Here is a 22,002-nt window from a genome sequence, read left to right as displayed (position 1 = left end):
TATCAATAACTTCAAGAAGAATCGGAGGGGCCAACTATCAGTCGCCGTGCAGTTCCTCGACGGTACCGTCTGGTGTCTCTCGAAACTGATAGCAGACGCCGCCTTCGAAGCGCAGTCGTCCGATCCTAAGCCGTCTTGGACGGTAACGAACGCTCGACCCTTAGGTTGTGGCGGACGATGGATACGTTCTTGTGGAATCGCCCTGGGAAACATGGATGAGACCGTCGACACGAGACTTCAGTTGTTTGAGGGCCACGTTGTCGGATTTTGAGGACATCCTCCACCTCGAACTGGTGATCACAGTTAGGACTCATCAGAGTTCCACGAGGATGTCACCAACGATGGACTCAAATTGTGCTTGCTGAAACCACTGTTCGTCGCCGTCGTCCGCTCTCAAGTGGACGCCAACTGTACGATCTTTGAGTGGATCGTGGAGCTGTTCGATTTTCAGTCCTGCTGATCCCGCCTGACCTGGTGTTCTTGGATTGAGAATCGTCCAACAACGTCCCTCTGGACCCTCAAACGCATCGCCGACTGAGTGATCCCCAACAGCCATCAATTCTGCTGCTGTCCATAACTGTGTCCCACAGTGACGACACTTGGTCTCGATTTCGACCGTTGTGCCGGAGGTTTCGACGATGCTGATGCGTTGGGGCTCGTGCTCACAGGCCATCGATGGCCACCTGGTCGATGATGACGATCCAGTTGCATCCAAGACAGCGGAAGGCGGTGTTTTCAAACGCCGATGGATCTCCATGAAGCGGTGTCCGACAGCCGTTGTGTGGACAGATGGCAGCGCCAAACACTGACTCGCAGGTTCTAACCATCCGGTGATCCGTCGTGATCGTTCGACAACGATGTGTTTCGTCGAATTGCTTTGTGCTACTGTCGCTAGTCATCGTCTGGCCCTCCAGGTGGGATTGATCGGCACGCTCCGCCACCGGAGTACACGAGCTCGAACGCGTCACGCTTCTGATCGGGTTCGCCAAGAAAGTCACAGAGCAATCGGTAGTACTCCTGTACGACAGCTCGACCAAGCGGCGTGATCTGATAGGTGGCCCAGTCGCCCGTTTGTTTGACGACAAACCCCCGTTCTTCGAGCGCTTTGAGCTGGTCGTAGATGCGAGCGTAGCTCACAACTTTCCCTGTCTCTTCTTCGAGATTGGTCCCTATTTCCGCCTCTTTCACTGGCTCTCCATGCGAAAGGACAGTTAGTAGATCTCGCTTGGGCGCGTTCAGATCGGTGAATCCTGTGTACGCAGCCATGATCAGCGCACCTCGTAGAACGCTTCGAGCTGTGGGTAGTGGTTCTGGATCACCCTGTCGTAGATATCACAACAGTCTCCGACTTCCTGCTGGGTGACTGCTGGTCCGCCGGTGAGTCTATCTCCGAGATAGAGTGCAGAGGCCGCAATGGTGACGGGGCTGGCTCCCGAGCCGAGATACTCCTCAGGAGCTGATTCAAGCACCGCCCGTGCTTTCTGGATAGATTTTGCGTTCAGATCGAGCTCCGATCCAAACCGCTCCAGAAATGTCGATGGGTGACTGGGTTCGAGCGCGAGATTGAATTCGGCGTTGATTGCGCGTTTTGCCCGTGCGATGGCTGTCCGCTCGACACGAGCGACGTGGGTAATCTCGTCAAGAGTTCGGTGGAGGCTAGCGATTGCGGCGGCGATATGCAGCCCAGCCGCTGCGACTGCCTCGATTGATCGACCAACCACGATTCCGTTCTGGTGTGCCTGCCGGAAGATATCTCCTGCTGTCTTGCGGACATCCGTTGGAAGACCGAGCGCTGAGCCCATACGATCGATCTCTCCGAGTGCCTGTTTGCGATACTGGTGTTTCGAGTCAGGCGTCTGAGAGCGAAAATGCCATGTTCGAAGCCGGTTCATCTGCCGGCGCTTCTGCGCCGGCAGGACGTTTCCGTTCGCGTCCTTGTCAGCCCAGCTGATCGTGGTCGACAGGCCACGATCGTGGAGTGATCGACCCGTTGGCGGGCCGACGCGAGATTTCTGCTGACTCTCTTCGAAGCTGAACGAGCGCCACTCGGGTCCGTGATCAATTTCTTTGTCACTAAGTATCTCGCCACACTCTGCACATGCCTTCTCACCGTGTTTTGGGTCTTTTTCAACTGGCCCGTCGCAGTTTATGCAAGACTGGGCCACGGAATATGTGTTCATGCACACCCATGTTTATCACCTATACTATTAAAATATTTCCTACTAACTTCTAATCATCCACTGTTATATATGGATATCACTATCTAACCACGAAAAGAGTGGATATGGAAAGTTATCACAAATTTCTTTACTGGCCTCTTCGTTGTGACTAGATATGTCTGCCGAACGTCCCGAAAGGGAAACGAAGTTAATAATCGAAGCTGGTGAAATTATCCAGTATTTAACCGCGACACGACTGGCAACACTGGCGGTCTTGGGGGATGGTCATGACACTCAAATTGAGATGGCAGAAGAGCTAGGATGTTCCTCATCCTTGATCTCAAAGCATCTAACGACACTTAGCAATCTCCCAACACCAATTGTCAACAAACCAGATAACACGCTCACTACTGTAGGCTCTGAGATCTATGGGGAGATCGATTCTCTGCTACATCGCCTTGGAGTATCTCTTGCGAGTATTGACTGGCAGGAAGATGCCGAACTTGCAGAGGTAGAGAGATGTCTCGATCCACTACCTGCTGCTCGTGGGCCACTCTCATTTTTAGTCTTTCATTCAATTGGCGTGAATAATTCTGTCGGTGAACAGATCGATCTTCTCAAGCAAGAGCCAGTTAAACTCTCTACGATCATTTCTGATGTTCGTACACGTCAGGATCAACGTGGGGAAACAGTCGAGCGAAAGCACGTTCGACAACAAGTAACAAAGTTGGCAGAAGCTGGTTCTATAATATTTGAAGATGCAACAGTAACACTCACTGACAAAGGCGAGGCACAGGAACGATTTATCGAACAGGTTATAAAATCCGTGGGAAATACGCGTGGGGATGATCCACCGGTATGGGAACCCTCGTCGGCCAAGGACCAGCTCATCGCTTCCCCTCCCACTCAAAACAGTGGAATACCCCTCACGGTCGATACCGCATCAGACAAAATGGCAATCGTCCCCGAGTACCAACTGGGGAATAAATCAGTCTTAACGCTTTCGAACACGGTGACCGTTGGGGAGTTCGTTGAAGAAGCGGTACGTCTACGAGAAGAATACGACGAAGATACCCCTCTCGATTTGACGTGGATGATACAACCTCAAACTGAAGATGTCAGCTTAATGTTTGGAGAACTCGATAACAAGGGACGTTAGCCTGAAATTGCTCGTTGCTGCTGGGAAAAGACCCAAAATCCGTTGGTTCTACTTCGATCTTTTTCTTTCCGTTTGAAGTCTGCCCGGTCAAAATAGTCTGTCAGCTCATGATCGGGTGCTGTGACCGACGAGAGCCAGCGTTGGAGCGACTCAGCTCGTCGATGAATTGCATCTGTGTTCTGTCGGTGGTGCGGATCAGTTTTTATCGCAGCTGCCGTGAATAACGCTTCTGAAGAATAATCTCCTGTATCCTGCAACTCGTAGATATCGTCGGAAAAGTTGGCGAGGTTCGCGGCTTCCCTGAGTTGGCTCTCTATCTTGTTTGTCGTTTGGTTCGTCATTTCGTGTTCCTCTGCGATCCGCTCAGCCTGGTATTGGATATGTTCTATTTGGTTCGTCTCGGCGCGCTGATCGAGACGGTCGAGGACCTGTTTCGTTTCCTTAGCTATTTCCTGTGGATTCTGTTCAACTTTGGAGAGGCTAGTGCCAGCAAAGAGAGTTGAGTGCAATGGGACTGCTAATCGGGAGCCGAGAGTGTACCAATTGTTGTGCTGGACGTCTAATGCCTCTTGAGCAGCGGTCTTGACTGCCTCGAAAACGCGGTGATAGCCTGCTGTTTCTTCGATGCTGGGGCGGCCAACTGTCCGAAGAGATTGTCCGCTCGAACTCAGTCCGAGCACATCATCACTAATTGGGACATCAGTCTCACGAAGTACGTTTGCGATGGATTCTTGCTCACCTTGACCAATAGTGCCGACAACATTGATTCCGTCGAAGTACCTGTTAGCTCCCTCTCGAACGGCCAGTGCCGCGAGATACTGTGCCGCAAGATCCTCGTTGAATTGGATGGGATCAGCAAGCCCGCGCTCGATCCGGTCTTGATGAGATCGTAGTTGCCTGAGTTTGTCTTTGTTGATATCCCAGTTGTCCAAGGCTTCTCGGAACGCCCGTGCGTAGCTTCCCCGGCCGAATTGAGCGTAGCCATCAAGGGCCTGGCTTGCGATTCTTTGGTTCTCGTGCTCCGAGAGCGATTCAAGCGCTCTCCGGTAGCGGCGCAGGTACCGCTCTTTTTTCGAAGCAGAGTAGAAGCGTGAATAGTCGATTACCCGGATGATCCCTTGCTGTTGGAGAGTCTCTGTGATCATCGCACGAATCTGTGCGTACTCATTGTCTCGTTGTCGCACAGCTTGTCCGCGCAACCGCTCATAATCATATGTGTCGATGAAAATAACCGGCTGGTGACGACTCTGATTGAGTATTTGAGGAAGATGAGAGTACAGTGTTGTAAAACATAGTCCTGGAAGTGTTGTATATCCTTCCTGTTGCATGGTCTGATAGAGACCAGATTGTTGTTTTTTATCTATATTAACGGTACCGGTAGATGAAGCTGCTAGCGCTCCACCATCGATTCCTCCGAAAACGGTCATAGCTCCTGCAAGAGTTCGGATCAGCGACCTTCATGTCTGCCTCATGTCATATAGGTATGCCATGATATTTGTTAACGTTGTTGGTTAGTTCAGGATACATGTCAATTTTTCTAGATTGAAGTTAGTAAATGTGCCATAGATAGAAGGTTCGATTACAGATTATTTTAGGGGCGAAAGTAAGGAGTAGACGCGATACAATGACTGAATATGGATGAAGCTGACATCATCGTAGTCGGTGCAGGGATTGTCGGGTGTGCGACCGCTGCCCACCTCGCGAAAGAGGGACAGGACGTTCTCATTCTTGAGGCGGGAGATTTCCCCAATCCAACGGCCACATCGTACGGTTCGGGTCGAATATTTCGGTTTGCCTACCACGAGGGAGAGAAATACCTTCCCCTCCTGGAGCGGAGTCGAGAGCGGTGGCTCACACTTGACAACTCCACATCCGAGAACCTATTCGTCACAACTGGCTCACTCACGATCGGTCAGAGCGACGGTGACACGTTCACTGGTGCGCTTGAAACGTGCCGTGTCCATGACATCAACCATGAAGTATTGGACGCTGAGACGGTGAACGATCGGTTCCCAGCCTACGAACTCCCCGACGAGTATCGAGCTGTCTATCAACCTGAAGGAGGGGTGCTCGACGCCCACCAGTGTCTTGTTACGTTAGCTGATGCAGCACTCAACTCGGGAGCACGGCTCCGTGCCCGTGAGCCAGTCACCAATTGGACCGAAACCAGTGATGGGGTTGCAGTGCAAACTCCCATGACGACGTGGCGAGCAGAGAAAATTGTTATTGCATCCGGAGCATGGGCTGCCCACAGCCTTGAGACTGTAGGATCGGTCTTGGAACGCGAACGGTCCGTCGCGTGTCGATTCCTTCCAACCGATCGCGCAGCGTTCGCACCGGAATCGTTCCCCGTATTCGTAATGGATGTTGTTGACGGGCGGCACTTCTATGGCATGCCAGAACCCCGACTAGGGGGATTCAAGGTGGGCGCTCCCCACGTCGATGGAGTAGATGTTCATCCTGAAGACAATCCCAGCGCGTCACTAGATGAGGCTGACGCAGCGAGGGGATTCGCACAGGATTTCGCCCCTGCGGGTGATGGCTCAACGATGGGGATACGCGAATGTGTGCTTACGCACACGCCCGACGGTGACTTTATCATTGATCATCTTCCGGGACGTGATCGGGTTGTTGTGGCTGTCGGGATGTCTGGACATGGGTTTAAGTTGGCACCTGCAGTCGGTGAACTCGCCGCAGCGTTGGTGGCCGAAGATACCTCACCAATTGATGCGAGTGCGTTCTCTGTGGAGCGGTTTTGAAAAGTGAATCTCACCTGCGAACATTTTACCTGAAATTAGTCGCTCAGACCCCTTTCCTCAGCGAGCACCGAATGTGTGAGCAGGGAGGGGGGACAGTGTTCACCAGAAGCTTCCGGCTTCTGGTTAGCAAACGAATCGCTCTGCGATTCGTTACCGCCGTCTTTGGTTGCTTCCGTCCAATTCGGCAAAGTTACTACCCAATCGTTCACAATAAGATATTACGATACTCACCATATCGCGTCCGCCGTTCAAACGCGACAATAAGCGTGCGGCTGATGTGTGGTTCGAGTGTCGATTCGTAGGAGTGGGACACTCCAAACCGCCTGTGAAGGGAAATCGCCTGCGGAGTCTATAACTTCTGTGTCTACCGTGGATGCAAGTTCTGACGTCGATACAGGAATCCTCGTCCTCTACAACGAGGGGCGAGTAGCCCCGAGGGCGGTTGGGCGCGGTAGTTCACTGATCCTCAAATATCAGATCCGTTCCCCACGAGCCACTTTGCCTGCTCCAGAACCTCATCGAGGTAAACAATGACATGAGTCGAAACTGCGTCGTGATTTTTCATATCATTTCTCTTGCGGGGATCGGTATGAAGGCGGAGCCACAGTCGCGGACGAGCGTTTATTAGTGATCACGAACAGATCAGACGTATGCACACACCAGACGGATTTTTACATCCATGGATGGTTGGCGCGTTGCTCGTCGTTTCGAGTCTCGTCGTCGGAACGTGTTTACACAGACTTCGTGGCACGCTTTCGACGGCGCGCATTCAGCTGTTTGCCATCGTTACCGCGGGGATTTTCGCGGCGCAGTTGCTCAACTGGCCGCTTCCCACGCCCGTCAGTGCGCATTTCGTCGGTGGTGCGCTGGCGGCGATCGTCCTCGGGCCACGGCTCGGGATCGTGTCGGTGTCGATCGTGCTCGCCATTCAGGCGTTCGTCTTCGGTGATGGCGGCGTGCTCGCGCTGGGTGCGAACGTGTTCAACATGGCAATTGTTGAGACGCTTGGTGGCTATGCGATCTATCAGCTGCTCGCTGGCTACCACCGGCCGACCGCGATCGTGGCTGCCGGCTGGGGGTCGATCACGCTCGCAGCACTCGCTGCTGGGATCGAACTGGGACTCAGCCCCGCGTTTGGCTACGAGCTGGTGACGACGGTCGTCGTCATGGGTGGCGGTCACGCGCTGCTCGGCGTCGGTGAAGGGCTACTGACGCTGCTCGGCGTGTGGCTGCTGGAGACGACTGGATCGACGGCGAGTGATGTGAGCCGACAGGGGGCACAGGCATGAGCGTGCAGGGTTCACATATCGATCGCGACTGGATGATCAAAGCGATCGGTGGACTTGCCCTGTTGGTGGCTGTGTCGCCGCTGTTTGCGATCGGCGCAGAAGCCGTTGGCTACATCGAACCGCTGGAACACGCCGCCGAACTCACTGGTGCGAGAACACATGCGACGGTGATCGTTGCAGGGCTGTTCACTGAGTATGGGATTCCTGGGCTGGGAACCGCCGCCGGCACGCTCATTGCTGGAGCGGTTGGCACCGTGCTCACGCTAGCCGTTGCGCTCGGTGTGGGACAGGGACTGGCTGAGTAAGTGCTGCTGTATCCTTTGCTTGGCAATCACTCAGCTTCAATCTAGTTAAGATTTCTAGGATCACGTTGCATCCTAATATCTTAGTATATTAGAACTTCTTAGTTTATGTATGGTAGACAAAAAGAGATATATTATTGCTGAGAATCTAAAAGATGCGCTTGGAATTCTTGCGATCGCTATCGCATTTGTTGTGAATGGGTATATCGGCTTGCGGAATGTGCTATGGTCCGGTGAGATAGCCGGGAGCGATTCGTTACTCTTTCTCATTGCAGCCGGTTGTTTCCTTATTGTCTTATTGATCACTGCTTATGAATAAACAGTCCAGTTTCCTAGAACCCCAAATCGAAATTCGAACGATCGAACGCCTTCTCACACTCATCACACCGAACGATCGGCACACAGTCCGCATCAAGCCGGCACGAGAGCCCACCTGTTTCACACTCCGGACAGCGCAATAGCGGTGTTTTCGTCGTTCCACAGCCGTTACACTCGAAGGTGACCCGCCCGTCAGTTTCCAATTGAAGCCACTGGTGACCACAGTCGGCACACGCAAACGGCACAAAAATCTCGCTGGTGTCTTTCGGTGCACCAATAGCCACTAGCTCCAGCGTCGACGAGCCAGCGTTGTAGCCATGATGAAACTCTCCTCGCTCGAATCGAATCGCCTCGTCAGCACCAACTGAAACGCGCCCGTCGAACGTCTCGAACGTCGCCGTTCCCGAACGCACCACGAACAGCTCTTCCTGATCGCCGTGAGCGTGAACACCGCCGGGCAGCTCCCCACCCGGCTCGATCACATACCAGTTTATCGCACAGGCCTCCGTTCCCAGCGAATCGCCGAGCGAGTACCGCTCGCCACCGGAAAGCGAATCAGCAGCCAGCTGCTTGAGCCCACTCCGTTCCATCACTCATCGAGCGTTTCTGTGGGCACCACCTTCTTTCCCGTTTCCTTCGGAATAACCCGCCGATCGGCATCGTCCCACTCCCGATCGAGCTCATCGCCCTCGAACAACCGATCTAAAAACACGGCAAGCCCCGCAACCTCCGAATGTGGCTGGTTCGTCACGGCGACGTTGTAATCAGCACGCTCATACACGTCGAACGAAACCTTCTGTGAGCCGACGACACAGAGCAGATCGTCGGCAGGCTCACGAATCTCCGCTTCGACGGTTTGTACTGGGAGCCCATACATCGTCAGATGAACGATCGTCCCGTCGAACTCGTTGAGAACGCGTCGGGGTTCGTCGGTCAGCTCCACCGCAAACGGACCGCCAAATCGATCGGTGATGTCGGCGATCGTCCGCTCTGAGTGCGACGCACTGGGTGAAAGATAGACCCGCTCAGCGCCCAGCGCGCGCGCAGTCAACCCCACGTGGGTGGTCATGCGATCGTCGCGACCGGGTCGGTGACCCAGGCGCAACACGCTGACTGTACGATCTTCCATACTGACCGTTGTCGTGGGCGACCAAACACCTTCTGCACCAGCGATCGGAATACACTTACGCCGATCGCTACCACTCCCGATATGGAACTCACCGGCAAACAGATCGTCGTTACTGGCGGTGCTGGGCTGATCGGCTCACCGCTGGTCGAACAGCTCGCCACTGATAACGACGTTATCGCTGTTGACGACCTCTCGAACGGTGTGCGCGAGTCCGTCCCCGAAGCGGCCACGTTCGTCGAGGGCGATCTGACGAACGAAGCGGTGGTCGCTGACATCATCACCGACGAGATCGATATCGTGTTCCACCTTGCAGCGGCCGACAAATACGTCGACACCGACAACCCACGCCAGCAGTTCGAGGCCAACAGCTCGATGACCCACACGATCCTCGAACGGATGGATGAGGTCGGTGTGACCAATATTGCCTTTACCTCCTCGTGTACCGTGTACGGCGAAGCCGGCGAGCCAACGCCAGAATCGTACGGCCCGCTCGAACCGATCAGCGTCTACGGTGCGACCAAGCTCGGTGAAGAGGCACTTCTCTCCGTGTATGGCAACACCCACGACTTTACCGTCTGGACGTTCCGCTTTGCCAACATCGTCGGCCCACGCTTTGGTGCCGGTGTGGTACCCGATTTCGTCGAAAAGCTCGATGATGATCCGGAGTCACTGACGATTCTCGGCAACGGAAAACAGACGAAATCCTACATGCACGTCACCGAATGTGTTGATGCGATGTGTTATGTCGTCGAACACGCCGACGAGCCGGTCAACACCTACAATCTCGCCACACAGACAACGACGGACGTCGACACCATCGCCGACATCGTGAGCGATGAGATGGGTCTCGACCCAGAGTACAGCTACACCGGCGGCGAACGCGGCTGGGAGGGTGACGTTTCTACCGTCCTGTTGCCGATCGATAAGCTGCTCGAGCTGGGCTGGAAAAACGAACTCTCCTCCGATGAGTCAGTTCGTCGCGTCGCCCGCGAGCTACTTGCGGAACTCTGAATCAGGCTGGCACGCGAAATTCCGATTCTGCGCTGCAGTCGACATCCCCGGTGAGCCACGACCGCACGGTGTAGGCACCCGGTGTGGGTGAGTCCCAGTTGGCTCGGATCGTCAGCGCATCATCGGGAGCGATCGTTTGTGTCTGGACCATCTGTGCGAACATTCGGCCATCGCTGTATCGCCACTGTTCGTCGTCGTCCGACGAAACGACGAACTCGGCGAGACAGGCGTCTGGAAACGTGATTTCGACAGGATCGTCGCCAGTATTGTGTACTGTCAGAACGAACGTCACGCCGTCGGTGGATTCGATAGCAATCGAACTGTCGAGCATAGTTGATTGTTGGACAGCACGACAAATAGTCCTGGGGTCAGGCCACGCGATCGAACGGCTCCTTGCCAGCTGCGATTCGTTGGGCCGTTCGATCAGCCAGCCGAGCGATTTCCTCTGGATACGTATCAGTGAGCGAGGCCGCATGCGGCGTGATGATCACGTTCTCGAGCGACCACAGCGGATCGTCGGCCGGGAGCGGCTCTGGTGAGTGCGCATCAAGGGCTGCCCCCGCGAGCTGTCCAGTTTCGAGTGCAGTGTGGAGTGCGTCTTGTGCAACGACGTCGCCACGCGCCACGTTAATCAGATACGCGTCCTCTGCCATCGCCGAAAACACCGACGCATCGATCATCCCCCGGGTATCCGCAGTGAGTGGGACGCACAGGACGACAAACCGTGAATCAGCGACGGCTGCCTCGATCTCTGCTGGCGGATAGATCGTTTCTACGCCCTCAAGCGGCTGTGGACGGCGACGAACGCCATCAATGTGCATGCCGAGTCTGTCTGCCCGCCGGAGCACCCCCCGACCCAGCGTACCGAGCCCGACGATGGTGATTCGCTCGCCATCAAGCGTGAACGAATCATCGTAGGACTGGGGCTCCCATTCACAGTCGTGCTGGAGATCGCGATAGCGGTGGAGATTCCGGGCGAACTGGAGCATGAATCCCAGCACAGTGTCTCCAACCGTCGCCGCGTGAATGCCGGGGCTGTGTGTTAATACCGTCCCACGGTCGGCGTACGCTTCGACCGGAAACGCATCGTAGCCGGCGCGAACGCAGTGCACCCAGGGCGCATCGAAAAACGTCGGCTCGTGATCGAACGTCACCACTCCACCGACTGACCCAACCGATTCGTCCGATCCAATGAGTCTCGTCTTGTGACCCCGCCGTTCGAGCTGGGTCGCGAGTCGGTCTGGTGGAACACTGAACGATATCGATTCGTGGACGGCTAGCTCCATGTACTGTCCGACTACGTGTGCATTACTGTCAAAATTTCGGTGGCTCGGTCGTTGTATGCCCTCATCACAAGGGGCTCAGCGGGGGTAACACCTCGTCATTGCCACCAAGGGTGTTCGACCCCACTTCCTATCGACTGCAGGCCGCGAGCGGCCGTAAACCCTCCGACCGCAGGTGCACTCAGAACGGTGGATTCCAGACCGATGGACACGAGCCCTGTCGTTCGAGAATCACGACATACTGCTCTGGGCCAACCTCCTGTTCGTCGCCGTACTGGGCAACCAGAGGTGTCAGCCCCACACGAATGAGATCGCGAACGGAGTTCGGATTCGACGGCGCAATCTCGGCCACGGGCGGCCGTTCACCGAACGTCGCAACGACCCGATACTGCGTCCGATTCGAAACCAGCGCTCGAATATACCGACTGCGGTCGGGATCGTCTTTCCGGAACGTATCCGAATCGAGATAGTACAGATCCCGATAGCCCAGTTGAATGTACGTTGGACAGCCACTCGTCCGATCAGTGCCGTACGTTCCACGACCGTTGGGGCTCGAAACCGACGTGTCGAGGGCAAGCCCAGTCTCCTGCCAGTCGTGTCGATACACCTCAACCGTATCGTTCTCGTCGGCATTGGCCCCGAGCCAGTCGGCAGCCACACCACGAGGTTGTGAACCGTAGCCCAGCACCCCAGCCGTGGCGTAGACACCACTGGTGAGCACGAGAACGGCGAGAATCACCCGACCCACCGCTGGCGCTCTCGATCGAAGGCGAGCGAGTGCGATCGCCAGAACGATCGCGAGCAACGCCATCGCCGGCACGAGGTGATGCGTCCGGAAATCATGCCAATCAATAAATAATAAGAGAGATCCAGCAGCACCTGCGACGACGAGGGCGCTAGAGAGCGTTTCGAACGAACGATCTCGCCAGCTGAACGGCAAAGCAACGAGCGCACTCAGACTGGCAATCGACAGGATGAGTCCCTGACCATTGAACAGCGCACGGCCATACCACCACCAGCGCTCGGCACTCGGTCCGAAGTCGCGACTTGGGCCCACGGACGCACCGTGTAGAATCCGTTTGACCAGTGGCTCCGGACCAACAGCGAACACATCTGGATAGCTAGAGACGATGGTGATACAGCCAAGGAGCGCTCCTGAAAGAAACAGTCCTGGTCTGGCGATCTCCCGAAGGCCAGCTGCTGGTTCCACCCCACGGAGGAAAAACGCGAGTCCGATGACAACCACGACCGGTGCAGTCGTGAGCTTGAAACCGATTGCCAGACCACCAGCGACACACGCTGCGATGAACGAATCACGATCTCCAGAGGAGACATACCAGATCGCACAGTAGGTGCTCAACAGATAGAAAAACAGTGCCGGAATGTCTTCACCTCCCTCGTGTGCGAGCATCAAAATCCCGAGGGTGAGCGTGAGAAACACGGCAGCGAGCCGACCGGTTGGGCGATCCCGGACGGTTGACCCGATTCGATAGCCCAGATAAACGATCCCGACCGAAAATGCCACTGACGAGAGGCGAACAACGCCGATCGTCACCATCCAGAACCACTCAGGAGTTGCGCTCCAGGTCGAATGCCAGATGAAATACGGATCCGGACGAGCGAACGCTGTCAGTATCGATTCATTGCCCGTCAGCAAAATGATGGCGACAATCGGAAGAAACAACAGGCCATACAGATAGAACGTTGGCCCGAACGGCACCCGACCCCAGACGACGCCCGCACGAGCCGATTCGATTGTCGGCGTCTCGATGACGGAGCCATACCAGTAGAGCACGTCGAAAATTCGGTCGCGTTCGTCGCGCGTGGCAAAGTTCGGGATCAGATGCCAGAAGAAAAATCCACTGAGCAACAGTGCACCAAGCAGAATGTATCGAAGATACGGATCGGACCGGTAATCGCGAACCACTCGTCGGTAGCTTCGACGCAGTTGCGAGCCGAGTGGAACAGCCATTGCTAGAGGATATTTGAACAGCGAACGTAAGTGTTGTCGAATGGAGTGAACGTCGGCGGCTGGATGACGAGTCAGTCTTCGTGCCACGCCGCGCGTTTGGCCTGGCGGTCTGCAATCGATTTGATCTCTGTCGGCGATCGTTCGCCGGATTCGGTGAGAATCCGAACGCAGTCTGCGGGGGTGTGATCGAACGCTGGGACAGCATCGCGTGCGAGGGATGTATCACCGGCTGGTGGCGATGCCGATGTGACCTTATCGCTGGTCGCGACCACGTAAACGGGCACGGACTCGTACGTTGCAGCGATTGCGATCCCTCGCGTGCCGAGTTTGTTTTCGATCGATCCGTCAGGATAGATGGTGTCTGCACCGACGACCACGGCATCGACCGACGTTGCGAGCGCGTGTGCCCCGGCCGCATCAGGAAGAACGGTCGCATCGAGGGTCGCCGCGACCTCGGATCCCTCACCACCGGGGCGTGATTCGAGAACGTATATCGATCCATCACACCGTTCCAGACAGGATCTGACGGTTCCAGATCGAGAAAGCGTCATGATATCCTCGGCCTCAATGTGAGCACTCGCAGTCCTTGCGACTCGGTCGACGAGCGAGTGGGCCCGCTCGATTTCTTCGTCGATAACCGACATCACCGTTCCATTCGCCGACATCACGCGATCGATCCGATTTGTGACGACCGCCATTGAGGGCCGCACGGTCCGGAGTCGTTTGGCAATCGCTACGAGTTCATCCCAATCTGCACCTGCACCAGCCCGGTCGCGGAGTACTTCGAGCGCACGGCAGGACAGATACGACGCGCCGTGGGTTTCATCGGCGGCTATCGTCTCGGGCGTTGGCCAGACGCGTTCGTACGCTTTCCAGACCCAGCTGGTGTCTGGCGACCGACGAGCGGGTGCCGGAGAGACCCACTCGCCGACACCATCGGCCAATGGCTCCCGGTGGGGACACTCGTAGAGATAGGGATGCAGCGTAGCAGGACCACCCGTCGGCCCACGATCAACTTCGCGGGGCTCACCGCGTCGGACGAGCGTTGCGATGGATCCAATCGAGGGGAGGCCTTCGAATACCACATCCGGATCGGTCGTTCCTACAGCTGCGATCGACCCCCACGGAGTGGTGTCGTCGGACAGCGAAGGCACTCGAAGAATCGAGGATCGATTCCGAACGAGACAGACGACGGCCGGGGGGGACATACCACCCCTTTCCACCTGGACGGCCATCAGTGACCGGAACAGCTATCTCGACAGCGACACATTTCGTCGTAGCATGCGCGTACTGTTGCTCAGTGACACACACATTCCGTCACGAGCCAGAGACCTCCCCGACTGGGTGGCCGAATCGCTCGAACGGGCCGATCACGTCATTCACGCCGGCGATTTCGAGACACCAGCCGCCTATGAAACGATCGAGCAGCTAGCCGCCGAGCTGACAGCGGTCACCGGAAATATGGACGGCAAACTGGATCTCCCCGAGGTGGCGACGGTGGATCTGGCTGGCGTTCGCTTTGTCATCACGCACGGCACTGGCCCGCTGGAAACCTACGACGAGCGGGTTGCTGAAATCGTCACCGAACACGCCAACGGACCGACGGTCGGAGTCTCTGGACACACCCACCAGGTGCATGACCGGACTGTAGACGGCAATCGGCTACTCAACCCGGGCAGTGCCACCGGTGCTTCCCCGGCAAACGCCGCGACGGTCATGGTGGCGACCGTCGAGAACGGCTCGTGTTCGATCACCACAAAAGGAACACAATGATCGGCGCCAATCTCCGCTATCTGGGTTATTTTTAGCCCCGCCAACCGTTCGGAGTGACATGAACGTCCGGACAGTGGCGGGGCTGGGGGAGATCCACCCCGGCGAGTCGCTCGGCACGTTACTTGCTCAGAAGGCCGATATCGCCGAGGACGACGTGGTCTGTGTCGCGAGTACGATCGTCTCGAAAGCAGAAAACCGGTTTGTTGATCTCGAATCGATCACGGCGGGCGAGCGTGCGCGGTCGATCGCCGACCGGCTGGCGACGATCACTGACGAGCCAAAAGATCCCCGGTTCGCACAGGTCGTCCTCGAGGAAGCGAGCGAGCTACTCACCACAGCGCCGTTTTTGCTCACCCGAACGCACTTTGGCCACGTGACAGTGAACGCGGGAATCGACCGCTCAAACGTGCCAAATCACGATCTGTTGTTGTTGCCCGAAGATCCGATGGCCAGCGCCAGCCAGTTAGCAGACGCGCTCGATGCGCCGGTAATCATCACGGACACCTGTGGCCGGCCGTTCCGACACGGTCAGCGCGGCGTAGCAATCGGCTGGGCCGGGCTCCCAGCCAGTCGAGATTGGCGGGGCGAAACCGACAGAAACGGCCACGAACTCGAAGTGACCGTCGAATCGGTGGTGGACGAACTCGCCGCGACGGCGAATCTGTTGAGCGGTGAAGGTGATGGCGGCACTCCAGTGGTCGTTATCGAATCGTTCGAGTTTGGCGAGCACGGAGGCAGCAACGAGCTGTTTCGCGATCCCGAATCGGATCTCGTCGGACAGGCACTCAATCAGTGGGAGTACCAGCCGTGATCGGAATTGAACTCACGCCGGAGGAACCGCTAGGGGACCTCCGAAAACGTGGTGTCGCTGCCGAACGGGCCGGTTTCGATACGGTGTTCACGAGCTGTCACTACAACAACAGAGATCCGTTCGTGTTGCTCGGACAGCTCGCACAGTGTACGGAGACGATCAGACTCGGCCCGGGCGTAATCAATCCGCTCGAGATCCATCCAGTTCGACTCGCCTCTTCGATGGCGACGCTATCGGAAACAAGCGACGGTCGTGCCGTCTTCGGCATCGGCCCCGGTGATCGGTCAACACTTGCAAATCTCGGTCTGGCCGACGAACGGGGACTGCGAGTAGTTCTTGAGACACTTACAACGGCACGGCGGCTCTGGAACGGCGAGCGAGTCAGCCACAATGGGTTGTTTACGGCCAACAACGCCGGGTTGAACTACGAAGCCAGTTCTCCTCCAGTGTACGTCGGAGGTGAAGGCCCACACATGTGTCGAATGGCCGCAAAACACGCAGATGGACTCTTATTCAACGGCGCACATCCGGACGATCTACGGTGGGCACACAAGCAGGTCGAAATCGGACTCGAAGAGCGACCAGCCACACATCCCGCGTTCGATTTCGCGGCCTACGCCGCCGTTTCGATCGCACGAGAATCAGAGCGGGCAATCGCTGCTGTTCGCCCGCCGGTCGCATTCATCACTGCCGGCGCACCAGCACCAGTGCTTGAGCGACACGAGCTCAATCCGACGATTGCCGAGGAGATCGGAACGGCGATCGAACGCGGCGCGTTCAGCGAGGCCTTCGATCTCGTGACGCCTGCCATGATCGAGGCGTTTTCCGTCGCTGGGACGCCCGCTGTCGTCCGCGAGCAACTTGATGCACTCACCGACATCACCGACAGCATCGTCATTGCAGCGCCGCTTGGGCCCGATCCTGACGAGGCAATCGAACTACTCGCCGACGCGCTTGGCGACCGGCTCGGTCACTGATGTGTGCGGCCGCGACCTGGGGTCGGGAGCAACAACGTCGACACCGCACCGAGCGTTAGATAGCCAAACACGAGAACGGAAACCCCGACGAGAATACCGCCAACGGCCATCAACGCCGCCTGGGGCGCGCTTGCACTGAACAGTGCTGCGAACTCCTGGGCCATCTCGGGGATACTTGCAACCAGTTCTGGAAGAAGCTCTGTCATACACTATGCTTGGATTGAGCGTATTTGTGCGTGTCTTTCCGCCATCGCTTTGTGGATGTCCACCGATTGGTCGCCATGGCAGATCGCTCGCTCGAAGCGTTCACAGAGGATGAAATGATTGATTTGCCGTCAATAACGCTGGAATTTCGCCCGAATCCCAGCCCGTGTGCTGTCTGTGAAACGCCTGTCTCCCGCCGATGGTCAACCGAAAACGGTCCCGTCTGTGAATCGTGTAAATCTTGGGACTAGTCTGCGTTGAGTGCCATCGATGACCCTGTGGCGTCAAGATCGATTCCTTCAGCCAGGCGCGTATGGACGGCGTTGCCAACGCGTTCGCGTTCGATGAGTCCCGCATCGTCGAGTCGGTCGAGATGGTACGAGATCGTGCCGGGCGTCCGATCGATCGCCCGGGCCAGCGACGAAACATCGACGGGTTCCATGCGCGCAACCGATCTGAGCACTCGCGCCGACGCGTCATCGTTCAACGCGGCCGCGAGTTCCGGATTTTCTGTGGAGTTTCTGGGATACAGCCGGTGTTTGCCGTCCGTTCGCTCGGTCGCCACCAGACGTTCGTCCTCAAGTATTCGTACGTGATATCGAACGGTTGAGCGTGTCACGGTGAGTTCGTCGCTCAGTTCCGTGATGTACGTTCCTGGTGAGCGTTCGATTGACTGGAAGATGCGTTCGCGAACGTCGTTTTCGAGCGGGTCAGAGTTGTCGTGACGGCTATACCGCAACACCACCGCCCACAGCGGTGGTGCAACGCTGTCGCCACCGTCACCACCAGGCACAAACAGCGTTGGCTGTACGGGAGAGAACATCGAGAGGAGATCTGGCCGGTCGACGATCGACGCCTGTGAATTTGGCCCATCCTCCCCGGGAAGCACACAGTGTGCCATCGAGTGATCTGCAGGGCCGGCTCCAGCAGACGTGACCGTTGCTACCGCGATCGAGCTCGACGCGAGGCCGAGCAGTATCAAACAGATCGCAGCGGTAATATGCATCACAGCAGCCGATTTCGAATCCGTCATGTGTGATCTCCAGATGGTTGTGGGGACCGTCTGGATCTACTACTTGGTCGCCTCGTTTGTAGGTCTATTGATACGGTGACACACACCCCACTTCAATCGCTGCCGATTCAAACACACACGACGAACGGCAACCATGGCACGACGGAGCGTCCTGTTTGCACCGGGCGATCAGCAAGAACTGCTGTATAAGGCGGCTAAAACGAGTGCCGACATCGTCGTTTTCGATCTCGAAGACGCGGTCGGCCCTGCGGAGACGCCCGCGGCGCGGACGACTGTGAAATCCGTACTCGACGATTCGTCGTTCGATCCCGATCCAGAAATCTGCGTGCGAGTCAGTCGAGATCCAGTGGCCGACTGTGAAATCCTTGCGACGGCCAATTTGTCGCCGTCGCTAGTAATGCTCCCGAAAGCTGCATCCGCAACGGCAGTCGAATCGCTCTCGGAGACGCTCACCGACAACGGACTGGACTGTCCGATTATCGCACTCTGTGAGACTGCCCGGGGAGTCCTCAACGCGAGTGAGATTGCAGATGCGACGCCAACCACTGCGATCGCGTTTGGCGGAGAAGATCTAGCCGCCGACCTCGGTGCCACCAGAACGGCGGCTGGCACCGAACTCCAGTACGCCCGACAGCGGGTCGTACTCGCGGCAAGCGCGGCAAACGTCACGGCGATCGATACGGTCTACACCGATTTCGAGGACACTGACGGCCTCCTCGAAGCCACGAGCTCCGCCAGGAAGCTGGGCTACGACGGAAAAATGGCGATTCATCCCGCGCAGGTCGAACCGATCAACGAAGCGTTCACACCCGAGCAATCGGAGATCGAGTGGGCAACCACTGTCATCGAAGCCGCCAAAACCCATGACGGTGTCTTTCGAGTAAACGACGAAATGATCGACGGTCCACTGATCAAACAGGCAAAAACCATCCTCAATCGCGCTGGAATCACTGACGAGCAGGACGGGTAACGCGATACATTTGGGCCGAATGTGGTTGTTTTGGGAAGAGAGACACACTGTGTGGGCCATCTCGCCACCTCTGTTTTTCGAACCATTTAACAGCCGACTCCGTGAGATGGGAGTATGTCAGATTCCGCGAACCCGTTTTTCCACCTACAGGAGCAGATCGACGACGCTGCGGCGTATCTGCCGACGCTGGACAACGACGTGATCGCCCGTCTGAAGCGTCCAGAGCGCGTCCTGGAGACGAATTTGACGGTGGAGATGGACGACGGAAGTTTGGAGGTGTTTACGGCGTTTCGATCGCAGTTCAACGGCGACCGTGGGCCGTACAAGGGAGGGATTCGATTTCATCCCGACGTTTCCCGCGATGAGGTCAAAGCGCTCTCAGGATGGATGGTGTATAAATGTGCTATCGTTGATATCCCGTACGGTGGCGGCAAGGGCGGTATCGTCATCGATCCTCGAGAGTACTCGACGAGCGAGCTAGAGCGGATCACTCGCTCGTTCGCCACGGAGCTCAGACCACTCATTGGCGAGGACCAGGACATTCCCGCACCGGATGTAAACACCGGTCAGCGCGAGATGAACTGGATCAAAGACACCTATGAGTCTCTCGAAGGGACGACCGAACCCGGCGTCGTGACCGGGAAGGCAATCGACAGTGGTGGGAGTGCTGGCCGGGTCGCAGCTACTGGGCGCTCGACGATGCTCACGGCACGCGAGGCATTCTCGTATCTCGGTCGCGACATCGAGAATGCGACGGTGGCAGTTCAGGGCTATGGCAACGCTGGGTCGATCGCCGCACAGCTGCTTGAAGATGAGCTCGGTGCGACGATCGTCGCCGTCTCGGATTCCAGTGGGGCAATTTATAGCCCCGATGGTCTGGATGCGACCGCCGTCAAGGAGTTCAAACACGAAACCGGGAGTGTCAGCGGGTATGGTGGTGCCGTCGAGGAGTACTCGAACGAGGAGCTGTTGACGATGGATGTCGATCTGCTCGTCCCTGCCGCGCTTGAAAATGCGATCGACACGACGATCGCAACCGACGTGCAGGCCGATGTGATCGCCGAAGCGGCCAACGGGCCAGTCACGCCGGATGCTGATGATGTGCTCGCAGAGCGTGACGTGCTGGTGCTTCCGGACATTCTGACGAACGCCGGCGGTGTGACAGTCTCCTATTTCGAGTGGGTGCAAAACCGTCAGCGCTTCTACTGGACTGAAGAGCGCGTGAACGAAGAGTTAGAGCGAGTGATCACCGATGCGTTTGATGGACTGGTCACAGCATATGAAGAGCGAAATCTTCCCACGTTCAGAATTGCGGCCTACGCAGTCGCGATCGAGCGGGTCGCTAGGGCGTTCGAACAGGCCGGAAGCTGGCCGTGAGCGATTACTCGACGTAGGTGTACTGTCGTTCACCCATTTCACCCCAGCCGTCGAAGATGAATTCGTCGGCTGGCTCCGTGAATGAGTCCACGTCGGAGGCACTCAGGTCGTGGTTGTGAACGTCGTGGATGCGTTCGTACTCCTCGAACGAGATATCATGTCGCATGTCGAGTTGCTCGTCGATCGTGAGCGACTCGATTTCTTCTTGCCAGCCACTTTGCACCGTTTCGGCGTGGATTTCGGCCTGCGCACCGCTGCCGTAGGAGGCAACGAGCAGTCGTTTGCCGGTGAGCTGGCGATCAGTTTCACGAGCGTGTTTTAATGCGCTAGCCCGTGCGATGTGGACCGAGCCGGTGTACCAGTTGCCGACCGATCGAGAGATCGAGAGTGTCGGTTCGATCGTGGCCTCGTACCACTGCTGGTAGCGGTCGGTCGTTTTGAGCTCGTCGGTGTACTCTCGGACGGCATCGAGATACGTCGATTCATCATCGAACGCTTCAGGACGTGGCTGGCGGCCGATTTCGCTCGCCAGCTCCGCTTCGATCGGGGTCTCGCGGATGATGTGTCGGTAGCCAAGGAGCGCTGCTTTGCGGACCATCCCGGGGAACGGCGTGTGGAACGGCACGTATGCGAAATCATCCGGGTGCATCGATCCGCTGACAGATTCGAAATCAGAGAGAGCCTCGCGCATGCGGGCGAGATACACCTGCACAGAGCGTTTGCCATCGACGCTCGGGAACTGCTGATTCGGCTTGAGGAAGTCGGTTTCGTCGGCACTGCCAAAGCCCTGTTCTGGGCTGAGTTCGAGAAGCGATGGGTCCTCGCTGATCAGCATGGCCACCGCACCGGCCCCCTGTGTTGCCTCACCGGCGTCGCCACGGGCGTACAGCGCCGTGTCGGTTGCGATCACCAGCGCAGAGCGGCCGCGATTGCGCCCAGCACGGATCCAGTTGTATGCATCGTCGAGACTCTGTGTGCCGGCAATGCACGCGAATTTTCGTTCTCCCTTGTTCGCGTGGTGGAAGTTCGAGTCGAACACCTGCTCAAGACAGCCGGCGATGTACGTCGAGACCGGTTTCGAGTTATCGAATGCGCTTTCGGTTGCGACATCAATGCGGCCGATATCCGCCGGCTCCAGCCCCTTTCGTTTGAGCAGGCGATAGGCCGCGTTTGCACCCATCGTGACGATGTCTTCGTGGGCGTCCGGGAACGAGCTGGCATACAGTCCGAGCCCTTTGCGATACTTGTCCGGATCTTCCCCCTGTGCTGGGGCGAACGTCTCTCCCAGGTCTAGGGCGAGCTTACCGGTGTGTATTTCGAGTGCATCGATCCCGACAGTTACCATAGTGGTAACAAAGCAATTCTCCTATAAGTGTTTGACGACGGAGAATTCGACAATCGTCGATGTGGTACGGGTAGCTTACGCATTGATCTGGTTGGGAATTCGAACTCCACCGAACTCCACTCGGACGTGCT

At 56.9% G+C, this 22,002-nt stretch carries 26 protein-coding genes; 12 read left to right on the top strand and 14 right to left on the bottom strand.

Going from position 1 to position 22,002, the window contains the following annotated elements:
• Nucleotides 1-313: 313 nt before the first annotated feature.
• Genes JXQ78_RS12255 through JXQ78_RS12240 form a run of 4 tightly spaced genes read right to left on the bottom strand, consistent with a single transcriptional unit; the run spans nt 314 to nt 2,180 of the window.
• A complete protein-coding gene (locus JXQ78_RS12255) occupies nt 314-673 on the bottom strand; it encodes a hypothetical protein (RefSeq protein WP_330631052.1) in 360 nt (119 codons plus the stop codon).
• On the bottom strand, nt 663-899 hold the full coding sequence (locus tag JXQ78_RS12250) for a hypothetical protein (RefSeq protein WP_330631051.1): 237 nt from the start codon (nt 897-899) through the stop codon (nt 663-665). Before JXQ78_RS12250 ends, JXQ78_RS12255 begins: the two co-directional genes overlap by 11 nt.
• On the bottom strand, nt 892-1,266 hold the full coding sequence (locus tag JXQ78_RS12245) for a PadR family transcriptional regulator (RefSeq protein WP_330631050.1): 375 nt from the start codon (nt 1,264-1,266) through the stop codon (nt 892-894). Before JXQ78_RS12245 ends, JXQ78_RS12250 begins: the two co-directional genes overlap by 8 nt.
• Before the next feature lie 2 nt (nt 1,267-1,268).
• The gene (locus JXQ78_RS12240; protein WP_330631049.1) at nt 1,269-2,180 is read right to left on the bottom strand and encodes a transcription initiation factor IIB; all 912 of its coding nucleotides are present in this window, start codon (nt 2,178-2,180) and stop codon (nt 1,269-1,271) included.
• A 154-nt stretch (nt 2,181-2,334) separates the two neighbouring features.
• On the opposite strand from JXQ78_RS12240, the gene JXQ78_RS12235 reads away from it, so the two are divergent.
• Nucleotides 2,335-3,318 carry a hypothetical protein gene (locus JXQ78_RS12235; RefSeq protein WP_330631048.1) on the top strand — a complete coding sequence of 328 codons (984 nt, stop codon included), beginning with the start codon at nt 2,335-2,337 and terminating at the stop codon, nt 3,316-3,318.
• Here the strand turns inward: JXQ78_RS12235 and JXQ78_RS12230 are convergent.
• Nucleotides 3,315-4,745, bottom strand: a complete 1,431-nt coding sequence (locus tag JXQ78_RS12230; RefSeq protein ID WP_330631047.1) for a hypothetical protein — start codon at nt 4,743-4,745, stop codon at nt 3,315-3,317. The two genes, JXQ78_RS12235 and JXQ78_RS12230, sit on opposite strands and share 4 nt — an antisense overlap.
• Before the next feature lie 207 nt (nt 4,746-4,952).
• Here JXQ78_RS12230 and solA point away from each other — a divergent pair, with 207 nt between their 5' ends.
• The 4 genes from solA (at nt 4,953) to JXQ78_RS12210 (ending at nt 7,987) form a co-directional block, all read left to right on the top strand.
• Entirely contained in the window at nt 4,953-6,077 is a 1,125-nt protein-coding gene (solA, locus tag JXQ78_RS12225) for an N-methyl-L-tryptophan oxidase (protein WP_330631046.1), read from the top strand.
• Between the two features lie 650 nt (nt 6,078-6,727).
• On the top strand, nt 6,728-7,366 hold the full coding sequence (locus JXQ78_RS12220) for an energy-coupling factor ABC transporter permease (RefSeq protein ID WP_330631045.1): 639 nt from the start codon (nt 6,728-6,730) through the stop codon (nt 7,364-7,366).
• Complete coding sequence (locus JXQ78_RS12215; RefSeq protein ID WP_330631044.1) at nt 7,363-7,671, top strand: metal transporter; 309 nt, start codon at nt 7,363-7,365, stop codon at nt 7,669-7,671. The genes JXQ78_RS12220 and JXQ78_RS12215 overlap by 4 nt, the downstream gene beginning before the upstream one ends.
• A 109-nt stretch (nt 7,672-7,780) precedes the next feature.
• On the top strand, nt 7,781-7,987 hold the full coding sequence (locus JXQ78_RS12210; RefSeq protein ID WP_330631043.1) for a hypothetical protein: 207 nt from the start codon (nt 7,781-7,783) through the stop codon (nt 7,985-7,987).
• A 13-nt stretch (nt 7,988-8,000) separates the two neighbouring features.
• Here the strand turns inward: JXQ78_RS12210 and JXQ78_RS12205 are convergent, their stop codons facing one another.
• Both JXQ78_RS12205 and JXQ78_RS12200 read right to left on the bottom strand, forming a co-directional pair.
• The gene (locus tag JXQ78_RS12205) at nt 8,001-8,576 is read right to left on the bottom strand and encodes a cupin domain-containing protein (protein ID WP_330631042.1); all 576 of its coding nucleotides are present in this window, start codon (nt 8,574-8,576) and stop codon (nt 8,001-8,003) included.
• A complete protein-coding gene (locus JXQ78_RS12200; RefSeq protein ID WP_330631041.1) occupies nt 8,576-9,115 on the bottom strand; it encodes a tRNA (cytidine(56)-2'-O)-methyltransferase in 540 nt (179 codons plus the stop codon). Before JXQ78_RS12200 ends, JXQ78_RS12205 begins: the two co-directional genes overlap by 1 nt.
• An 81-nt stretch (nt 9,116-9,196) precedes the next feature.
• Here JXQ78_RS12200 and JXQ78_RS12195 point away from each other — a divergent pair, with 81 nt between their 5' ends.
• Nucleotides 9,197-10,126: an NAD-dependent epimerase/dehydratase family protein gene (locus JXQ78_RS12195; RefSeq protein WP_330631040.1), complete on the top strand. Its 930-nt coding sequence runs from the start codon at nt 9,197-9,199 to the stop codon at nt 10,124-10,126.
• 1 nt (nt 10,127) lies between these two features.
• Here the strand turns inward: JXQ78_RS12195 and JXQ78_RS12190 are convergent, their stop codons facing one another.
• From JXQ78_RS12190 to JXQ78_RS12175, 4 genes are all read right to left on the bottom strand, one after another.
• Complete coding sequence (locus JXQ78_RS12190; protein ID WP_330631039.1) at nt 10,128-10,457, bottom strand: BsuPI-related putative proteinase inhibitor; 330 nt, start codon at nt 10,455-10,457, stop codon at nt 10,128-10,130.
• Between the two features lie 37 nt (nt 10,458-10,494).
• The gene (ddh, locus tag JXQ78_RS12185) at nt 10,495-11,412 is read right to left on the bottom strand and encodes a D-2-hydroxyacid dehydrogenase (protein WP_330631038.1); all 918 of its coding nucleotides are present in this window, start codon (nt 11,410-11,412) and stop codon (nt 10,495-10,497) included.
• A 178-nt stretch (nt 11,413-11,590) separates the two neighbouring features.
• Nucleotides 11,591-13,381, bottom strand: coding sequence for an ArnT family glycosyltransferase (locus JXQ78_RS12180; protein ID WP_330631037.1), 1,791 nt, complete (start codon nt 13,379-13,381; stop codon nt 11,591-11,593).
• Nucleotides 13,382-13,452: 71 nt separating this feature from the next.
• Nucleotides 13,453-14,589 (bottom strand): initiation factor 2B, encoded by a 1,137-nt coding sequence (locus tag JXQ78_RS12175; RefSeq protein ID WP_330631036.1) that lies wholly within the window; start codon nt 14,587-14,589, stop codon nt 13,453-13,455.
• Between the two features lie 73 nt (nt 14,590-14,662).
• Between JXQ78_RS12175 and JXQ78_RS12170 the strand changes: the two genes are divergently transcribed.
• Genes JXQ78_RS12170 through JXQ78_RS12160 form a run of 3 tightly spaced genes read left to right on the top strand, consistent with a single transcriptional unit; the run spans nt 14,663 to nt 16,942 of the window.
• A complete protein-coding gene (locus tag JXQ78_RS12170; RefSeq protein ID WP_330631035.1) occupies nt 14,663-15,154 on the top strand; it encodes a metallophosphoesterase family protein in 492 nt (163 codons plus the stop codon).
• A 58-nt stretch (nt 15,155-15,212) separates the two neighbouring features.
• Nucleotides 15,213-15,965, top strand: coding sequence for a coenzyme F420-0:L-glutamate ligase (locus JXQ78_RS12165; protein WP_330631034.1), 753 nt, complete (start codon nt 15,213-15,215; stop codon nt 15,963-15,965).
• A complete protein-coding gene (locus JXQ78_RS12160) occupies nt 15,962-16,942 on the top strand; it encodes a 5,10-methylenetetrahydromethanopterin reductase (RefSeq protein ID WP_330631033.1) in 981 nt (326 codons plus the stop codon). The genes JXQ78_RS12165 and JXQ78_RS12160 overlap by 4 nt, the downstream gene beginning before the upstream one ends.
• Here JXQ78_RS12160 and JXQ78_RS12155 read toward each other — a convergent pair.
• The gene (locus JXQ78_RS12155) at nt 16,936-17,148 is read right to left on the bottom strand and encodes a hypothetical protein (RefSeq protein WP_330631032.1); all 213 of its coding nucleotides are present in this window, start codon (nt 17,146-17,148) and stop codon (nt 16,936-16,938) included. The two genes, JXQ78_RS12160 and JXQ78_RS12155, sit on opposite strands and share 7 nt — an antisense overlap.
• 75 nt (nt 17,149-17,223) lie before the next feature.
• On the opposite strand from JXQ78_RS12155, the gene JXQ78_RS19190 reads away from it, so the two are divergent.
• On the top strand, nt 17,224-17,397 hold the full coding sequence (locus tag JXQ78_RS19190) for a DUF7573 domain-containing protein (RefSeq protein WP_456237571.1): 174 nt from the start codon (nt 17,224-17,226) through the stop codon (nt 17,395-17,397).
• Here the strand turns inward: JXQ78_RS19190 and JXQ78_RS12150 are convergent.
• On the bottom strand, nt 17,394-18,179 hold the full coding sequence (locus tag JXQ78_RS12150; RefSeq protein ID WP_330631031.1) for a winged helix-turn-helix transcriptional regulator: 786 nt from the start codon (nt 18,177-18,179) through the stop codon (nt 17,394-17,396). The two genes, JXQ78_RS19190 and JXQ78_RS12150, sit on opposite strands and share 4 nt — an antisense overlap.
• A 133-nt stretch (nt 18,180-18,312) precedes the next feature.
• Between JXQ78_RS12150 and JXQ78_RS12145 the strand changes: the two genes are divergently transcribed.
• Both JXQ78_RS12145 and JXQ78_RS12140 read left to right on the top strand, forming a co-directional pair.
• Nucleotides 18,313-19,149, top strand: a complete 837-nt coding sequence (locus JXQ78_RS12145) for an HpcH/HpaI aldolase/citrate lyase family protein (protein ID WP_330631030.1) — start codon at nt 18,313-18,315, stop codon at nt 19,147-19,149.
• Between the two features lie 114 nt (nt 19,150-19,263).
• Nucleotides 19,264-20,526 (top strand): Glu/Leu/Phe/Val family dehydrogenase, encoded by a 1,263-nt coding sequence (locus tag JXQ78_RS12140; protein ID WP_330631029.1) that lies wholly within the window; start codon nt 19,264-19,266, stop codon nt 20,524-20,526.
• Between the two features lie 4 nt (nt 20,527-20,530).
• Here JXQ78_RS12140 and hmgB read toward each other — a convergent pair whose 3' ends face one another.
• Nucleotides 20,531-21,871 carry a hydroxymethylglutaryl-CoA synthase gene (hmgB, locus tag JXQ78_RS12135; protein ID WP_330631028.1) on the bottom strand — a complete coding sequence of 447 codons (1,341 nt, stop codon included), beginning with the start codon at nt 21,869-21,871 and terminating at the stop codon, nt 20,531-20,533.
• Nucleotides 21,872-22,002 lie beyond the last annotated feature (131 nt).

This window comes from Halocatena halophila, from assembly GCA_027563145.1.
Classification (GTDB): Archaea; Halobacteriota; Halobacteria; order Halobacteriales; family Haloarculaceae; genus Halocatena; species Halocatena halophila.
The sequence above is the reverse complement of the archived record's forward strand: the minus strand, read 5'-3'. Positions and strand labels throughout refer to the sequence as shown.

What these genes read in the sequence shown, in the direction of transcription:
- JXQ78_RS12255 (WP_330631052.1), bottom strand. Translation starts at nt 673, where the DNA reads ATGGCCTGTGAGCACGAGCCCCAACGCATCAGCATCGTCGAAACCTCC.
- JXQ78_RS12250 (WP_330631051.1), bottom strand. Translation starts at nt 899, where the DNA reads ATGACTAGCGACAGTAGCACAAAGCAATTCGACGAAACACATCGTTGT.
- JXQ78_RS12245 (WP_330631050.1), bottom strand. Translation starts at nt 1,266, where the DNA reads ATGGCTGCGTACACAGGATTCACCGATCTGAACGCGCCCAAGCGAGAT.
- JXQ78_RS12240 (WP_330631049.1), bottom strand. Translation starts at nt 2,180, where the DNA reads ATGAACACATATTCCGTGGCCCAGTCTTGCATAAACTGCGACGGGCCA.
- JXQ78_RS12235 (WP_330631048.1), top strand. Translation starts at nt 2,335, where the DNA reads ATGTCTGCCGAACGTCCCGAAAGGGAAACGAAGTTAATAATCGAAGCT.
- JXQ78_RS12230 (WP_330631047.1), bottom strand. Translation starts at nt 4,745, where the DNA reads ATGACCGTTTTCGGAGGAATCGATGGTGGAGCGCTAGCAGCTTCATCT.
- solA (WP_330631046.1), top strand. Translation starts at nt 4,953, where the DNA reads ATGGATGAAGCTGACATCATCGTAGTCGGTGCAGGGATTGTCGGGTGT.
- JXQ78_RS12220 (WP_330631045.1), top strand. Translation starts at nt 6,728, where the DNA reads ATGCACACACCAGACGGATTTTTACATCCATGGATGGTTGGCGCGTTG.
- JXQ78_RS12215 (WP_330631044.1), top strand. Translation starts at nt 7,363, where the DNA reads ATGAGCGTGCAGGGTTCACATATCGATCGCGACTGGATGATCAAAGCG.
- JXQ78_RS12210 (WP_330631043.1), top strand. Translation starts at nt 7,781, where the DNA reads ATGGTAGACAAAAAGAGATATATTATTGCTGAGAATCTAAAAGATGCG.
- JXQ78_RS12205 (WP_330631042.1), bottom strand. Translation starts at nt 8,576, where the DNA reads ATGGAACGGAGTGGGCTCAAGCAGCTGGCTGCTGATTCGCTTTCCGGT.
- JXQ78_RS12200 (WP_330631041.1), bottom strand. Translation starts at nt 9,115, where the DNA reads ATGGAAGATCGTACAGTCAGCGTGTTGCGCCTGGGTCACCGACCCGGT.
- JXQ78_RS12195 (WP_330631040.1), top strand. Translation starts at nt 9,197, where the DNA reads ATGGAACTCACCGGCAAACAGATCGTCGTTACTGGCGGTGCTGGGCTG.
- JXQ78_RS12190 (WP_330631039.1), bottom strand. Translation starts at nt 10,457, where the DNA reads ATGCTCGACAGTTCGATTGCTATCGAATCCACCGACGGCGTGACGTTC.
- ddh (WP_330631038.1), bottom strand. Translation starts at nt 11,412, where the DNA reads ATGGAGCTAGCCGTCCACGAATCGATATCGTTCAGTGTTCCACCAGAC.
- JXQ78_RS12180 (WP_330631037.1), bottom strand. Translation starts at nt 13,381, where the DNA reads ATGGCTGTTCCACTCGGCTCGCAACTGCGTCGAAGCTACCGACGAGTG.
- JXQ78_RS12175 (WP_330631036.1), bottom strand. Translation starts at nt 14,589, where the DNA reads ATGTCCCCCCCGGCCGTCGTCTGTCTCGTTCGGAATCGATCCTCGATT.
- JXQ78_RS12170 (WP_330631035.1), top strand. Translation starts at nt 14,663, where the DNA reads ATGCGCGTACTGTTGCTCAGTGACACACACATTCCGTCACGAGCCAGA.
- JXQ78_RS12165 (WP_330631034.1), top strand. Translation starts at nt 15,213, where the DNA reads ATGAACGTCCGGACAGTGGCGGGGCTGGGGGAGATCCACCCCGGCGAG.
- JXQ78_RS12155 (WP_330631032.1), bottom strand. Translation starts at nt 17,148, where the DNA reads ATGACAGAGCTTCTTCCAGAACTGGTTGCAAGTATCCCCGAGATGGCC.
- JXQ78_RS19190 (WP_456237571.1), top strand. Translation starts at nt 17,224, where the DNA reads ATGGCAGATCGCTCGCTCGAAGCGTTCACAGAGGATGAAATGATTGAT.
- JXQ78_RS12150 (WP_330631031.1), bottom strand. Translation starts at nt 18,179, where the DNA reads ATGACGGATTCGAAATCGGCTGCTGTGATGCATATTACCGCTGCGATC.
- JXQ78_RS12145 (WP_330631030.1), top strand. Translation starts at nt 18,313, where the DNA reads ATGGCACGACGGAGCGTCCTGTTTGCACCGGGCGATCAGCAAGAACTG.
- JXQ78_RS12140 (WP_330631029.1), top strand. Translation starts at nt 19,264, where the DNA reads ATGTCAGATTCCGCGAACCCGTTTTTCCACCTACAGGAGCAGATCGAC.
- hmgB (WP_330631028.1), bottom strand. Translation starts at nt 21,871, where the DNA reads ATGGTAACTGTCGGGATCGATGCACTCGAAATACACACCGGTAAGCTC.